Raw genomic sequence first — 15,004 nt, 5'->3', positions numbered from 1 at the left:
GACAATGCCGATCACGTTGCCGCAGGCTCTTGCGGAGTCGCAGCCGGCCGGTCCATGCTGCGGCCCGTAGCGCTTTCCGGAGTCATCTTGCCCGTCCCCTCCGTTCAGCCATGCTGACCCTGCCGGCCCTTCTCCTGCTTGCCGCGGTGCTGGCGACCCTGTGGACGGCGTGGCGCAGCTGGGCTCTGCCGCCCTTTCCCGGACGATTCAACTTCGTGGCGATGCAGCTGTCCGCTTCCTGGTGGGCGACGGCCGCCGCCGTCGAAACCATCGTCCCGGCCCCGACGGACAAGCTGTTCTGGGCCGAGATGGCCTGGTTCGGCATCGTCTGCACCCCCAGCTTCTGGGCGCTGTTCCTGTGGTCGTACACGCGGGAGGAGCTGGCGGCGCGCTGGCGGCTGGTGCCGGTCGTGGTGGGACTGCTCACCTGGGCGGCGGCGCTGACCAACGATGCCCATCGACTGATCTATACGGCGATCCAACCGATCAGCGAGGCGCCGGGCGCCGCGCTGGTCTACAGCCACGGCCTGCTGTTCTTCGCCGTCACCATCTATCTCTATGCCTTCATGGTGATGAGCATCGTCGTCACCGCCAGCGGCATCCACCGGGCCACGCCGGCCTACCGCACCCATTACCTGGGCTTCCTGGTGGCTATGGCGGTGCCGTGGGTGGCGAATGTCGGCTATGTCACCGGCAACCTGACCCTGTTCGACTTCGACCCCACTCCCTTCAGCTTCCTGCTGATGGGCGCGGTGTTCTACTGGCTGATCACCCGGCGGCGCCTGTTCGTCCTGCTGCCGGTCGCCCGCGACGCCCTGCTGGATGCGGTGCCCGATCCGGTGCTGGTGCTCGATGCCGACGGCACCGTGGTGGAGGCGAACCCGGCCGCCCTGGCACTGGTGCCCGACGGCACGCCGATCGGCCGCCGGCTGGCCGACCTCCCCGGCCTGTCGGCGCTGTCGCCGCGGGACATCGCCCTGCCGGCGCCGCTGACCCTGGAGAGCGACGGCACCCTGCGCAGTTTCGAGGCGACGCGCGTCCCGCTCACCTCCGGCAACGCCGGCGGGCGGGTTGCGGCGCGCAAGGTCGGCTGCCTGCTGATGCTGCGCGACGTCACCCACCGCCGCCGGGCCGAGATGCGGCTGGAGGACACCGTGCGGCGCCTCGACCTCGCCCGGCTGGAGGCGGAGGAGCGGCTGATGGCGGAGCAGGAGGCCAAGCGGGCGCTGAACGGCTTCCTGTCGATGGCAGCGCACGAGTTCAAGACCCCGCTCGCCATCATCGACGGCGCCGCCCAGCTTCTGCTGATGGATGCGGAGGTGAAGGCTCCCGGCATGCTGCCGCGGCTGGAGAAGATCCGCCGGGCCGTGCGCCGGCAGGTCAATATCCTGGAGACCTGCCTTGCCGACGACCGGCTGAACGACCCCGCCTTCGCGCTCCGCCGCGATCCGCTGGAGTTGCCGGCCCTGCTGCGCGCCGCCGCCTCGGCCCAGGGCGACGCCGCGCCCGGCCGGCGGATCGAGCTGGAGCTGGACGGCTGTCCGGAGCGGATGACCGGCGACGGCCCGATGCTGGAGCTTTGCGTCCACAACCTGCTGAACAACGCGCTGAAATATTCGCCTGCCGGCACGCCGGTCCGGCTGCGCGCCTGGAGCGAACAAGGGCCGGACGGGCAATCGCATCTGGCGCAATCGCATCTGGCGTTGTCCGTGGCCGACCAGGGCATCGGCATTCCGGACAGCGAGCGGGAGCGGGTGTTCGACCGCTTCTTCCGCGCGTCCAACACAGGCACGGCGGCGGGCAGCGGCGTCGGGCTGAACATGGTCCGCCGCATCGCCGCCCTGCACGGCGGAACAGTAACAGTGGACAGCCGGCTGGGCGGGGGCAGCGTCTTCACCCTGCGGATCCCGCTGTATGAAGAGACGCCCTGCGAAGATCGGATGGCCGGCATGCCGGCGGATTAATCCGTCGGAGAGATCGTTTCTTGCATTGATTGACAGGTGAAGGGAATAATCCCGCTCCCTCCATCTGGACCCTGGCAATATGAGCGATCACGACCCCACCGTCGTCCGGCCGGTGCCGAAACCCCGCGTCCCCCTGGGCATCGAAGAGGTGCTGGTCGCCATCACCATGGGGGTGGTGGCGCTGATCACCTTCGCCAACGTCGTGGTGCGCTATCTGACCGACGTTTCCTTCGCCTTCACCGAGGAATATTCGATCGCGCTGATGGTTATCCTGACCTTCCTCGGCGCGTCGGCCGCGGTGGTGAAGGATCGGCACATCCGCATCACCTTCATCACCGACAAGCTGTCGCCCACCAACCGCCGCCGGACGGAGCAGTTCGCCATGGCCTGCGTCGCGCTGATGTACGGGCTGCTGGTGGTCTACGGCACCTGGACGACCTGGGACGACTACCGGTTCGAGGTGACTTCGCCGGCACTGGGGCTGCCGCAATGGATCTACACGATCTGGCTGCCGGTGCTGTCGCTGGTGGTGCTGGCCCGCACCATCGGCCGCATGATCCGCATCCATCGCGGCACCGAACCGCTGGAAACCGGACATATCCCGGAGGGTGAGCCGTGATCACCACCCTCCTCTTCGGCTCCTTCCTGGTCATGATGTTGGCGGGCGTGCCGATCGCCGCCGCCCTGGGGCTGGCCGGCACCGCCGCAATCGCCTTCGCCCATCTGGGCGTCATCTCGGTCCCCACCAGCGTCTATACCGGCATCGCCAAATATCCGCTGCTGACCATCCCGATGTTCGTCCTGGCCGGCACCATCTTCGACCGCTCGGGCGTTGCGCAGAAGCTGGTGCGCTTCGCCACCGCCATCGTCGGCCAGGGCAAGGGCGCGCTGGCGATCATCGCGGTGGTGGTGGCGATGATGATGGGCGGCATCTCCGGATCCGGCCCGGCCATCGCCGCGGCGGTGTGCGGCGTGATGGCGCCGAGCATGATCCGCGCCGGCTATCCCCGCCCCTACATCGCCAGCGTCATCGCCGCGGCGGCGGCCACCGACATCCTGATCCCGCCGTCGGTCGCGCTGATCATCTACAGCGTGCTGGTGCCGGCCGCCCCGACCACCTCGATGTTCGCCGCCGGCATCATCCCCGGCACGCTGGCCGGCCTCGCCCTGATCATCCCGGTCTTCTGGCTGGCGCGGAAACACAACCTGGGCGCCAAGCTGTCGCACGAGCCGCGCCCGCCCTTCTGGCGCAGCCTGTGGGACGCATCGCTGGGCCTGTTCGCCAAGGTCATCATCCTGGGCGGCCTGCGGCTCGGCATCTTCACCCCGACCGAGGCGGCGGTGATCGCGGTGGCCTACGGCCTGCTGCTCGGCATGGTGGTCTACCGCACCATCCGTTTCCGCGACCTCTATTCCATGCTGGTGGAGGCGGCGGAGATCTCCGCCATCATCCTGACGGTGATCGCGCTGGCCAGCGTGTTCGGCTGGGCGCTGAGCACCCTGTCGGTGATCGACCCCATCGCCGACGCCATCATCCACTCGGGCCTTGGCGAATATGGCGTGATGGCGCTGCTGGTGGTGATGCTGACCATCATCGGCACCTTCCTGGACGGCATCTCGATCTTCATCATCCTGCTGCCGCTGCTGATCCCGATCGCCACCGCCTACAAGTGGGACCTGACCTGGTTCGGCGTCATCCTGACCCTGATGATCGCCGTCGGTCAATTCACCCCGCCGATGGCGGTCAACCTGATGGTGGCCTGCCGCATGACCGGCTGTTCGATGGAAAGCACCCTGCGTTGGGTGATGTGGCCGCTGGTCACCATGCTGCTGGTGGTGGTGGCGGTGATCCTGTGGCCGGATCTGGCGCTGTGGATGCCGCGGCAGATGGGGTTCTAGAGGAAGCGGGCGACATCGCGGCTGGTCAGATGCAGGCTGGCCGCGGCGTCGTAGCCGCGCCTTGCGATCTTGTCAGCCGCCGCGGCCTCGAACGCTCTACGGTTTGCGCCTGCGTAGGCGAGGCAGTCCTCCGGCGCCGGGTTCCGATTATCGAGCAGGGCGCGGAAGGCCAGACGGTGGACGGCGCACCAGCCGCCATGGCCGGTCGGGCGGAAGACCAGCGCGTCGATCTCCGCCCGCCAGGACAGCCCCTCCGCGCTCATTCGCGCAGCCCCAGCCGCCGGGCGAGACGGAACAGGTTGCTGCGGTCCAGCCCGAGCGACCGTGCCGCCTGCGCCCAGTTTCCGTCGTGGCGGGCCAGATGCTCGCGGATCATCCGGCGTTCGAGGTCCTCCACCGCATCGCGCAACGGCAGTTCGGGCAGGTCCGGCGGTTCCGGCGGGCGGGGCCGCTGCGCCGTTGTCGCTACCGCACTCCCCTCCCCCACTTCCAGCCCGAGATCCGCCGGTGTCAGGGTCAGCACGCCGCCGTCCGGCGGACGGGCGACGCGGGCGCGGATGGCGCCTCTGCCGATGGCGTGCTCCAACTCGCGCACGTTGCCGGGCCAGGGATAGGCCAGCATGCGCCGTTCCGCCGCCGACGACAGGCGCAGGTTGCGCAGGCCGAGCCGCGCCCGGTTGCGCTCCAGGAACAGGCCGGCCAGCCGCAGGATGTCGGTGCCGCGGTCGCGCAGCGGCGGCACCCGCAGCGGATAGACGCTGAGCCGGTGATAGACGTCGGCGCGGAAGCGGCCCTCCCGCACCTCAGCAGCCAAGTCGCGGTTGGTGGCGGCGATCACCCGCACGTCGACGGTGATGTGGCGATCGGAGCCGACGCGCTGGATCTCGCCGTTCTGCAGCGCCCGCAGCATCTTGGCCTGCGCCGCCAGCGGCAGTTCGCCGACCTCGTCCAGGAACAGGGTGCCGCCGTCGGCCAGTTCGAACTTGCCGCGCCGGTCGGCGACCGCACCGGAGAAGGCGCCGCGCATATGGCCGAACAGCTCGCTTTCCACCAGCGCGTCCGGCAGGGCGGCGCAGTTGACATGGACGAGCGCCCCGGCGGCGCGGGGGGAGCGGCTGTGCAGCCGGCGGGCCACCAGCTCCTTTCCCACCCCGGTCTCGCCCAGCACCAGCACGACGAGGTCGCTGGCCGCCACGCTGTCGACCTCCGCCAGCAGGGCCGCCATCGCCGGACTGCTGCCGACGGGAGCGAAATCGAGCCCCTGCGGCGGATCGTCGAGGATTCGCAAGGCCGTTCCGCCATCCGCTGCCATGGCCGCGTCCTCTGCCGCCCGCCGCTCCACCGCGGTCGCGAGGTCGGCCGTCAGCTGCGCCCAGGCGGCAATCGCCCCGTCCCAGCCGTCGAAACGCCCCTCGTTCAGCGCGTCCAGCGTCAGCACACCCCAGGACCGCCCGTCGACGCTCAACGGTGCCCCGACGCAGTCATGGACGTGCAGCCGCTGGCTAAGGTCGGGGATCAGCCCGTCATAGGGGTCCGGCAACTCGCAGCCGGCGGGGAAGCGCAGCGGCCCGCCATCGGCTTCGGCGATCGCCTGCAGGCGGGGATGCTCGCCCAGTTCGAAACGGCGGCCGAGCGTGTCCGGACTGAGCCCGCGCGTGGCGAGCGGAACCAGCAGCCCCACCCCCGCCCTACCGCCATCGGAGCGGCCGTCATGGCGCAGCAGCGCGCAGGCGTCGCAGGGCAGATGGCGGGACATCAGGTCGAGCAGCAGGGGCCACAGCCGTGCCGGATCGTCCAGCGCAAGCAGCAGCGCCCCGACTTGCTCCAGGGGAAGAGATGTTGTCGAAATGACCGCTCCGTTGTCCATTCGACATCATAGCGTGCGCGGTCGCTTTGACAACGCACCTTCTGTGCGGTGCGGAATCCCGGGCTGCGTCGCTTTGGCACAGGGTTTGCCATTCCGTTGCGACATCGTGACGCGCAAAAGGATTGCCCTCTTCATGCTGACGCCTGCCCAGATCGCCGTCATCAAGGCCACCGCCCCCGTCGTTGCCGCCAACGCCAACAAGATCACCGGAACCTTCTATCCGCTGATGTTCGAACGCTTCCCCGAGGTGCGCGCCGTCTTCAACCAGAGCCACCAGCGCAGCAGTGCCCAGCCGGAAGCGCTGGCCAACGCCATCATCGCCTACGCCTCCAACATCGACCGGCTCGAGGTTCTGGGTCCGGCGGTGGAGGCCATCGTGCAGAAGCATGTTTCGCTCAACATCACCCCCGACCAGTACAAGATCGTCGGCACCTGCCTGATGGAGGCCATCGGCAAGGTGCTGGGCGACGCGGTGACGGCCGAGGTCGCCGACGCCTGGGGCGCGGCCTACTGGCAGTTGGCCGACCTGCTGATCGCGGCGGAGGAGACGGAATATGCCCGCAAGGCGGCGCTGACCGGCGGCTGGCGCGGCGCCCGGCGCTTCCGGATCGTCGAGAAGACGCCGGAAAGCGCCGTCATCACCTCGTTCCGGCTGGCTCCGGTCGATGGCGGGCGGGTGATGGACTTCCATCCCGGCCAGTATCTCGGCTTGCGCCTGACCGTCGACGGCGACACCGTCCACCGCAACTACAGCCTCTCGGCCTCGCCGAACGGCCGGGACTACCGCATCTCGGTGAAGCGCGAGCCGCAGGGTCTGGTGTCCGGCTTCCTGCATGACCGCGTGCAGGTCGGTGACGAGATCGACGTCTATCCGCCGGCCGGCGAGTTCGTGCTGCGCGAGGGCGCCGGCCCGCTGCTGCTGATCACCGGCGGCGTCGGCCAGACCCCCGCCCTGCCGCTGGCCGAACAGGCGCTGGCGGCCGGCCGCAAGGTCATCTACGTGCATGCCGCGCTCAACGGCTCGGTCCACGCCTTCCGGCAGCAGATCGACGAGCTGGCCGCCCTGCATGAGGCGCTGAAGCCGGTCTATTGCTATGCGGAGCCGCAGCCGGGCGACAAGCCGCACATGGTCGGCCTGCTCGACCAGGAGCGTCTGGCCAACCTGCTGCCGAAGGAGCCGGGCGTGGCCGCCTATGTCGTCGGCCCGAAGCCCTTCATGGCCGCGGTGGTCAAGGCGCTGACCGCGCTTGGTCTGCCGGAGTCGTCGATCGTCCACGAGTTCTTCGGTCCGCGGGAAGCGCTCGCCTGACGCGGCACCGGAACAACAGTGCCTCCGACTGCAGGAGCCGGCCTTTCCCAAGGCCGGCCCTTTTTTTGGCCGATGTCCGCCCGCTCATTGCCGGTGCGTCCGGTGGTTGCGAGTAAATCTGTTATATCACCTAAATCAGATGTGATTTCCCGCGACATACGCCACCATTCCGACTTGCGTCCGACAGAGTGTGCTCCTTTTCGGTGAAATCCTCGTGTGGCACGGCTTGCCGTCCATTGCGATGCGGCATGATCCGCAACGAAATGCGGAAGAATCGTGGATTCTCCTTATTTCTTTCTTAGCGATTTTGGCGCTTTCCTAGTCACGGAACGGTCAAATTATTTGCAATTGTTCCTTTCCCGTGACATCGCCGCCGGCAGTCGCTGGATGGGGACGGAGGAAACGGTGATGCGGCGAGAGCCGGAACGGCCGGCCGCAGTGACGTGTGGAGCGCTGGTGCCCGAGAGCACCGAGGGGGGAGGACGGTATGTCGAACGATAGCCGGAGCATGATGCTCCAGGGCACGCCCGCGAAAGGCGGCGCGTGGTATTCCGGGCTGCGCGCCAAGCTGATGATCGCGATCGGCGTGGTGCTGTCCGGCACGCTGGTCGCCGCCGCCGTGGCGCTGATCGGCTATGCGAACGTGCGCACCACCATCGACGCCATCGTCGGCGAAGCGGTGCCGGCGATGACCGAGGGCATGGCGGTGGCGCAGCAGGCCGAACGGCTGGTGGCGCTGGCCCCGGCCCTGACCTCCGCCGCCGACGCCTCCGCGCGGGAAGCGGTCTCCGCCCGCATCGCCGCGGCGAAGGAGGAATTCAACGCCCGGCTGTCCCGTCTGCGCGCCACCGGCTCCGCCGGAGACCAGCTCGCCGCCATCGAGGAGGCGTCGCAGGGGCTGCTCAACAACCTCGTGCAGCTCGACCAGGCGGCGGCCGAACGGGTGGCGCTCGCCGCCGAGCGTACGGCGATGCTGCCGAAGGTGATGGCGGCCGAAGCGGAGATCCAGAAATTCGCCGCCCCCTGGACCTCCGTCCTGAACAATGACGAGGAACAGGCCCGCTCGACCCTGGCGGAGCCGGATGCCGATGCTGCCGCGATGCGCGAAGCGGCGGCCACCCTGTCCAAGATCACGGCCCAGAAAAAGCCGTTGATGGCCGCCACGACGGAGGCGGCCAACATCCGCAACATGCTGATGGAAGCTGCGACGACCAGCGACGACCAGCGGCTGGCGATCATCGAGACGCGGGTCGGCGTGTCGCTCGCCGGCCTGTCCAACGGTGCCCAGGGACTGCCGGAGCGGTTGGCCGCCGTCGCCTCCAAGCAGGCGGACCTGCTGAACGGCTATTCGATCGGCGAGAACTCGCTGGTCACCATCAGGCAGAAGGAACTGCTGATCCAGGGCTATTTCGTCCAGCTGCTGGAGAGCAACCACGCCCTGACCACCACCCTGTCCAAGGGGATCGCCACCCTGGTCGAGGGCCAGAAGCACAGCATCGCCGAGGCCAGCGGCGCCACCACCCGGATGCTGGACAACAGCCGGCTGATGCAGATCGCCGTCGCCGTCGCCAGCATCCTGGTGTCGATCCTGGTCGTCTGGCTCTACATCGGCCGCATCGTCATCCGCCGGATGATGGACCTGAAGACCGGAATGGGCCGGATCGCCGCCGGCGACCTGGACGCCGAGATCAAGCTGAGCGGCCATGACGAGATCGCGGAGATGGGGGCGGCGCTGCTCGTCTTCCGCGACACCGCGCGCGAGGTGGAGACCACCCGCGCCGCCGCCGAGGCCGAACGCCAGCGGGCCGCCGGTGAACGCCGCCAGACCATGCTGTCGCTGGCCGACCAGTTCGAGAACGGCGTGAAGACGGTGGTGGAAACCGTATCGGCCGCCGCGACCCAGATGCATCAGACCGCCGCCGGCATGGTGGCGACCGCCGACGACACCTCCCGTCAGGCCGGCAGCGCCGCCGAGGCGGCGGAGACCGCGTCGGTCAACGTCGATGGCGCCGCGTCGGCCGCGCATGAGCTGTCGCAGTCGATCAGCGAGATCGCCCGGCAGGTGACCGAATCGGCGACCATCGCCGCCAAGGCGGCAAACGAGGCCGACCGCACCGACAGCACCATGCGCGAACTGAACGAGGCCGCCAGCCGCATCGGCGCGGTGCTCGACCTGATCTCCGACATCGCCGGCCAAACCAACCTGCTGGCGCTGAACGCGACCATCGAGGCGGCGCGGGCTGGCGAGGCCGGCAAGGGCTTCGCCGTCGTGGCGCAGGAGGTCAAGCAGTTGGCCAGCCAGACGGCCAAGGCCACCGAGCAGATCGCCGGCCAGATTGGCGCCATGCAGCAGGCGACCGGCGAGGCGGTGAACGCCATCCGCAGCATCGGCCTGACCATCGGCCGCCTGAACGACATCGCTGCCAGCATCGCCGCGGCGGTGGAGGAGCAGGGCGCCGCCACGTCGGAGATCGCCCGCAACGTTCAGCAGGCGGCGGGCGGCACCGCCCAGGCCTCCCAGAACATCGGTCAGGTCCGCACCGCCGCCGGCCAGACCGGCCAGTCGGCGCAGGAGGTCCTGTCGGTCGCCCAGGAGGTCTCGACCCAGACCGGCCGTCTCCAGCAGCAGATCGACCGCTTCCTCAGTCAGGTGCGGTCGGCGTAAGGCGAATCGAAAATCCGCAGAGAGCCCCGGGAGAGGACGCTTCGCGCCCATCCTCCCGGGACATCTTCCGGCGCTGGGTGCGCGGACAAAATGTAGCGTTGCTTCACAGGCGGGTCGACAAAGCCGCGCTTCTGTAGTAAAACTACATTTGTCTCTCGGCAGCCACGCTGGCCCTCCCATGCTCGACACCATCGCCTCGTCCCTCGACAGCCTGCGCCGCGCGGAAGCCGCGGTGGCCCGCACCGTTCTGGCCGATCCGGAGGCCGCGGTCCGCGACAGTCTGGCACAGCTGGCCGGGAAGGCGGGGGTCAGCGAACCGTCGGTCCTGCGCTTCTGCCGCTCCGCCGGCTTCGGCGGCTTCCAGGAATTCAAGATCTCGCTGGCCCAGCATCTGGCGGCCTCCGCCGTGCGGGAGGAGGTCGGCGACCGACCGACCCCGCTGGTGCGCGACCTCACCCCTGGAGACAGCGTCGCCAGTGCGGCGGAAAAGGTTCTGAACCGCTCCATCGACGCGCTGGTCCGTCTGCGCGGCCGGCTCGACAGCATCGCGCTCGAAAAGGCGGCCGGTGTGCTGGCGCGGGCGCGGCGGGTGCAGATCGTCGGCGTCGGCGCGTCGGGCGCGGTGGCGCTGGACGCCCATCACAAGCTGTTCCGCCTGCTGCCGCAGGTCACCGCCAGCACCGACGCCCATCTTCAGGCGATGGCGGCGGCGACTCTCGGCCCCGGCGACGCCCTGCTGGCGATTTCAAAGACCGGCACCAGCGACGAGATCTTCGACGTCGCCGCCATCGCCCGCGACGGCGGCGCCACGGTGATCGCCATCACCGCGTCCGCGACTCCGCTGGCCGAACGCGCGGACATCCGCCTGACCGTCGACGTCGACGAGGATACCGCCGTCCACACCCCGATGGCCTCGCGGCTGGCGCAATTGGCGCTGATCGACGTGCTGACCGTCGCGGTCGGCTTGCAGGCCCCGCCGGGTCTCGACCGCCGTCTGGCCCGCATCAAGGCGGTCCTGGCCGGGCACCACCGCGTGCCGGAGCGGCCGGCTTCCCCGTCAAACCCCATATCCCAAATCATCCAGAAGAAATCCGAGGAATCCTGATGTCCACCACTCAAAACCCCGTCGAAATCCTGGACCAACTCGTCGCCTACGGCGTCGTCCCGGTCATCCGCAACAGCTCCGCCGATCTGGCGCGCACCGCCGTCACCTGGCTGCGCGAGGCCGGGTACGGCACCTTCGAGATCACCATGACCACCCCCGGCGCCGTCGGCCTGATCGAGGAGCTGTCGGCCGAGGGCGGCGCCCTGATCGGCGCCGGCACCGTCCTGACCCCCGCCGCCGTCGCCGACGTGGTGAAGGCCGGCGCCAAGTACGTGGTCTCGCCCTGCGTCGTGCCGAAGGTGGCCGCCGCCTGCCGCGACCATGGCGTGGCCTGCCTGATGGGCGCCCTGACCCCGACCGAGGTGCATGCCGCGATTTCCGCCGGTGCCGATGCCATCAAGATCTTCCCGGCCTCCACCGTCGGCCCGGCGCACATCAAGGCGCTGAAGTCGGTTTTCCCCGGCGTCCGCTTCGTCCCCACCGGCGGCATCGACGCCACCACCGTGGCGTCCTATGTCGCGGCCGGCGTGGCCTGCGTCGGCGCCGGCGGCAAGCTGGTCGATGAAACCCTGGTCAAGAACGGTGACCGCGAGGGGATCCTCGCCGCCGGACGCCAGTTGATGGAAGCCTATCGCGCCGCCAAGGGGGCCTGAGGATTCATGATTGAGGCGGGACGCCAAACTCCCGCCTCAAACCCCCTCCAGCACACCCCGCACCGCATCCATCGCCGCAAGGCCGCGGCTGAACGCCGACTCCGCGGTGGCGGCCAACTCCTGCGCCTCGGCCCGGCGGCCTTCGCGCATGCCGTCCTCCACCGCGCGCATCAGGCCGACGAAAGCGGTCAGGCCGAAATGGCTGGCGGCGCCGGCAAGCCGGTGGGCGATGTCCTCGATCTCGTCGTCGGAGCTGTCGGCGGCGGTCAGGCGCGGCAACCCGTCCTGCGCCGATTCCAGCAGCAGGCCGCGGATGGTGGCGAAGCGAGCGGGGCCGAGGGAGCGGATGTAGCGCTCCAGAATCTCCTCGTTCACATCGTCCTCCACCACCGGCGGACGGGGCGGCGGCTCGGCCGGATCCATCCCGATCGCCGGTTCCTCGTCATCGTCGGACCGCGCGGCGACGGCGTTCGACAGCAGGTGCATCAGCCGTTCCGGGAAGATCGGCTTCTCGATCACCGCATCGATGCCGGCGGCGATGTAGCGGGCGCGGTCGGCGGCAAAGACGTTGGCAGTCACCGCCACGATCGGCACCGCCGCGCGGTCGGCGTCCTCCAGGGCGCGGATGCGGCGCGCCACCTCCGGCCCGTCGATGTCGGGCAGGCGAATGTCCAGCAGGATGGCGTCGAAGCGCCGCCGGGTCGCCAATTCCAGCGCCTTTTCGCCGGTCTCCGCAACGGTGATGCGGTGGCCGGCGTCGGACAGCAGGCCCAGCGCCACCTCGCGGTTGATCGCGTCGTCCTCCACCAGCAGCAGGGCCAGCGAGCGCACCCGGCTGATCGGCAGAAGCCGGCCGGGCCGGGCGGGAAGCGCCGGCTCGATCACCCGCTGCAATGGAATCGTGACGGTGAAGACGCTGCCCAGCCCCTCCGCGCTGTCGACGCGGATGCTGCCCTGCATGGCATCCAGCAAGTGGCGGACGATGGCCAGTCCCAGCCCGCTGCCGCCGAAACGCCGGGCAATGGTGGGATCGGCCTGCTCCAGCTTTTCGAAAATAGCGGCGCGCCGGTCCGCCGGCACACCGATGCCGGTGTCGCGCACGGCCAGACGCAGCATCTCTCCGGACCCGGAACGTTCCGGCGCCGGTTCGATTTCGACGCGCAGGTCCACCCCGCCGCGTTCGGTGAACTTCACCGCGTTGCCGACGAGGTTCACCAGGATCTGGCGCAGCCGCTGGCGATCGACAATCACCAATTCCGGGACCTCCGGCGCGATGTCGAGGTCGAGGTCGATCCCCTTCTCGTTGGCCAGTCCTTCCACCGTCGCAACGACCTCCTCCAGCACCGGCAGCAGGGCGCAGGGAGCCGGGTCGAGGTCCAGCTTGCCGTCCTCGATCTTGCGCAGATCCAGGATGTCGTTGACCTGATCGAGCAGTCCATGGCCGCAGCGCATGATCGACATGGCATAGCGCCGTTCCCCGGCGTGCAGTTGCCCGGTCAGCAGAAGCCGGCACAGGCCGAGGATGCCGTTCAGCGGCGTACGCATCTCGTGGCTGACGGTGGCGAGGAATTCGGTCTTGGCGGCGTCGGCCCGCTCCGCCCGTTCCTTGGCCTGCCGCAATTCCTCGCGCGCCCGGCGCGAGGCGGTGATGTCGTTGGCGACGCAGATGATCCGGCAGCGTCCGTCGCCCGACCATTCGAAGGGATGGCGCTGCAGGGCGAAGACGGCGTTCTCGCCGTTGCGGGGAAGCACCAGCTCCTCCACCCCCAGCGAGCGCATCGAACCGGGATCGCCGCCGGCAAGCGCCCTGCCGGTCTCCGGCCCCAGAACCTCGGCGAGAGTACGGTTCTCGATGTCGGCGCGGCGGGTGCCGAAACAATCCTCCGCCGCCCGGTTCCACAGCAAGACACGACCGCTGTCGCCGTCCAGCACGTAGAGGACGCTCGGCACATTGTCGATCACCGCATCCAGGAAGGCCTGGGTCCGCCGCAACAGCTCCTCCGCCTCGCGGCGGCGGGTGATGTCGACAACCGAACTGAGCAGCACCTCCTCGCCCTGGAATTCGAAGGCGATGCCGGACAGCAGCCCCCACAGCCGGCGACCGGACTGGGTCACCAGTTCCGTTTCCACATCGAGCGCGAGGCCGCTGGAAAAGACGTCGCGGACGAACTCGTCGCGCACCTGCGGAACGTACCAGACGCTGGCGGCCGGACGGCCCAGCAGGTCGCCGGCCTCGTCCACTTCGAACAGGTCGGCGGCGCGGCGGTTGACGAAGCGGATCTGGCCGTCGGCGCGGCCGGAGATCACCAGCGGGACGGGTGCCGCCTCCAGCACCGTGCGCAGCCACTGCTCGTTGCGGCGGAGCGCCGCGCTCTTGTCCTCCGTCTCCTGGATGTAGAAGCGCAAGGCGCGGGCAAGCTGGCCGATCTCGTCGGCGCCGGTCACCGGCACTTCGGCCCGGCCGCCGCCGGTGCGGTCGCGGATCGCCTCGCTGACCGCCCACAGCCGGGCCAGCACCTTGCGCCGCACATACAGCACCGACAGCACCATCCCCAACACGACCACACCGACCGAGGCGAAGAACAGGCGGGTGTAGGTGGTCGACACCTCGATGATCTGCTGGCGGCTTTCCTCCGCCGCCTTGGTCTGCTCCACGAAGATGCCGGTGTTCAGCCCGGTGTTGACCAGCGACACCTGATTGGCGCGGTCGACCAGGCCGTTCAGCATCTCCGACGCCTGCAATTCCGCCTGCCGCTGGCGGAAGACGGAGCGGTCGCCTTCCACCACCGACCGCATGCCTTCGGCCAGCCGGGCAAGCCGTTCCGACACGTCCCCCGCCGGAACCGAGCCGTCCAGCGCCGCCAATTGCGCCGCCGCGCTGTCGGCCAGCCGGGCAAGCGCGAAGCTGTTCTCCGCCTGATGGACCGAGGCGATCAGGAACAGCAGCCGCTCCGCCATCGCCAGCCAGCGCTGCACGCCGGCATCCTCCACCCCGCGCAGAGCCGGTTCGGCCAGGGCGTCGGCCATCCGCCGCACGTCGCGGGTGCGGTCGGCCAGGGCGCGGCGGGCGGTGATGCGGGCGGCGACGCCGCGGTCGATGGAGTCGCGCAGCCGCAGGATCTCGTCGCGCTGAAGCTTCAGCCCGGCGATCCGCTGGGCCTGCCGGCCGTCGGCCGAATCCAACTCCGCCAGCAGCCGGTCATAGCCGTCCAACTGGTCGGCCAGCCCCTGCTTGATCGTTTCGCGTCCGAAATTCTCTTCCGAGAGAGCCAATTGTTCCAGGGTCCGCATGATCCGCTGGTGCTGGCGCTCCAGCTTGGCGGAGGCGACGACGGCCGGGAACTGCTCCGACGTGACCTTGGTGATGCCGGCATGCAGCCCGTCGAAGGCGATGTAGGCGCCCAGCCCGATCAGGAACGCGACCAGCCCGTTGAAGGCGAGCGCGCCGAACAGCCGCGCCCCGACGCCGATCCTGACCATCCCGGCCTTGCCCGGTTCAGAACCGCCAGACCCCGACCCGCTGCCGTCCGCCATTCCTGTCC

At 69.3% G+C, this 15,004-nt stretch carries 10 protein-coding genes; 7 read left to right on the top strand and 3 right to left on the bottom strand.

Going from position 1 to position 15,004, the window contains the following annotated elements; translation table 11 throughout:
* The first annotated feature begins 110 nt into the window (after positions 1 to 110).
* The 3 genes from FZ029_RS21770 (at position 111) to FZ029_RS21760 (ending at position 3,863) form a co-directional block, all read left to right on the top strand.
* Complete coding sequence (locus FZ029_RS21770; protein ID WP_149271888.1) at positions 111 to 1,964, top strand: histidine kinase N-terminal 7TM domain-containing protein; 1,854 nt, start codon at positions 111 to 113, stop codon at positions 1,962 to 1,964.
* A gap of 79 nt (positions 1,965 to 2,043) precedes the next feature.
* A complete protein-coding gene (locus tag FZ029_RS21765) occupies positions 2,044 to 2,583 on the top strand; it encodes a TRAP transporter small permease (protein WP_149271887.1) in 540 nt (179 codons plus the stop codon).
* Positions 2,580 to 3,863 carry a TRAP transporter large permease gene (locus tag FZ029_RS21760; RefSeq protein WP_149271886.1) on the top strand — a complete coding sequence of 428 codons (1,284 nt, stop codon included), beginning with the start codon at positions 2,580 to 2,582 and terminating at the stop codon, positions 3,861 to 3,863. The genes FZ029_RS21765 and FZ029_RS21760 overlap by 4 nt, the downstream gene beginning before the upstream one ends.
* Here the strand turns inward: FZ029_RS21760 and FZ029_RS21755 are convergent.
* Both FZ029_RS21755 and norR read right to left on the bottom strand, forming a co-directional pair.
* Positions 3,860 to 4,126, bottom strand: coding sequence for a DUF1488 domain-containing protein (locus FZ029_RS21755; RefSeq protein ID WP_149271885.1), 267 nt, complete (start codon positions 4,124 to 4,126; stop codon positions 3,860 to 3,862). The genes FZ029_RS21760 and FZ029_RS21755 overlap by 4 nt on opposite strands.
* Positions 4,123 to 5,730: a nitric oxide reductase transcriptional regulator NorR gene (norR, locus tag FZ029_RS21750; protein ID WP_149271884.1), complete on the bottom strand. Its 1,608-nt coding sequence runs from the start codon at positions 5,728 to 5,730 to the stop codon at positions 4,123 to 4,125. The genes FZ029_RS21755 and norR overlap by 4 nt, the downstream gene beginning before the upstream one ends.
* 133 nt (positions 5,731 to 5,863) lie before the next feature.
* On the opposite strand from norR, the gene hmpA reads away from it, so the two are divergent.
* The 4 genes from hmpA to FZ029_RS21730 all read left to right on the top strand — a co-directional run bounded on the left by hmpA (position 5,864) and on the right by FZ029_RS21730 (position 11,462).
* The gene (gene hmpA, locus FZ029_RS21745) at positions 5,864 to 7,039 is read left to right on the top strand and encodes an NO-inducible flavohemoprotein (RefSeq protein ID WP_149271883.1); all 1,176 of its coding nucleotides are present in this window, start codon (positions 5,864 to 5,866) and stop codon (positions 7,037 to 7,039) included.
* A gap of 487 nt (positions 7,040 to 7,526) precedes the next feature.
* Positions 7,527 to 9,704, top strand: a complete 2,178-nt coding sequence (locus FZ029_RS21740; protein ID WP_247892433.1) for a methyl-accepting chemotaxis protein — start codon at positions 7,527 to 7,529, stop codon at positions 9,702 to 9,704.
* A gap of 178 nt (positions 9,705 to 9,882) precedes the next feature.
* Positions 9,883 to 10,809 (top strand): SIS domain-containing protein, encoded by a 927-nt coding sequence (locus FZ029_RS21735; RefSeq protein WP_149271882.1) that lies wholly within the window; start codon positions 9,883 to 9,885, stop codon positions 10,807 to 10,809.
* Positions 10,809 to 11,462, top strand: a complete 654-nt coding sequence (locus tag FZ029_RS21730; protein WP_149271881.1) for a bifunctional 4-hydroxy-2-oxoglutarate aldolase/2-dehydro-3-deoxy-phosphogluconate aldolase — start codon at positions 10,809 to 10,811, stop codon at positions 11,460 to 11,462. The genes FZ029_RS21735 and FZ029_RS21730 overlap by 1 nt, the downstream gene beginning before the upstream one ends.
* A 36-nt stretch (positions 11,463 to 11,498) precedes the next feature.
* Here the strand turns inward: FZ029_RS21730 and FZ029_RS21725 are convergent, their stop codons facing one another.
* Positions 11,499 to 14,996, bottom strand: a complete 3,498-nt coding sequence (locus tag FZ029_RS21725; RefSeq protein WP_149271880.1) for an ATP-binding protein — start codon at positions 14,994 to 14,996, stop codon at positions 11,499 to 11,501.
* Positions 14,997 to 15,004: the final 8 nt, after the last annotated feature.

The sequence above is a fragment of the Azospirillum sp. Sh1 genome (assembly GCF_008365135.1).
In the GTDB taxonomy this organism is placed as follows: domain Bacteria; phylum Pseudomonadota; class Alphaproteobacteria; order Azospirillales; family Azospirillaceae; genus Azospirillum; species Azospirillum oryzae.
This window is presented reverse-complemented; position numbering and strand designations above follow the sequence as displayed.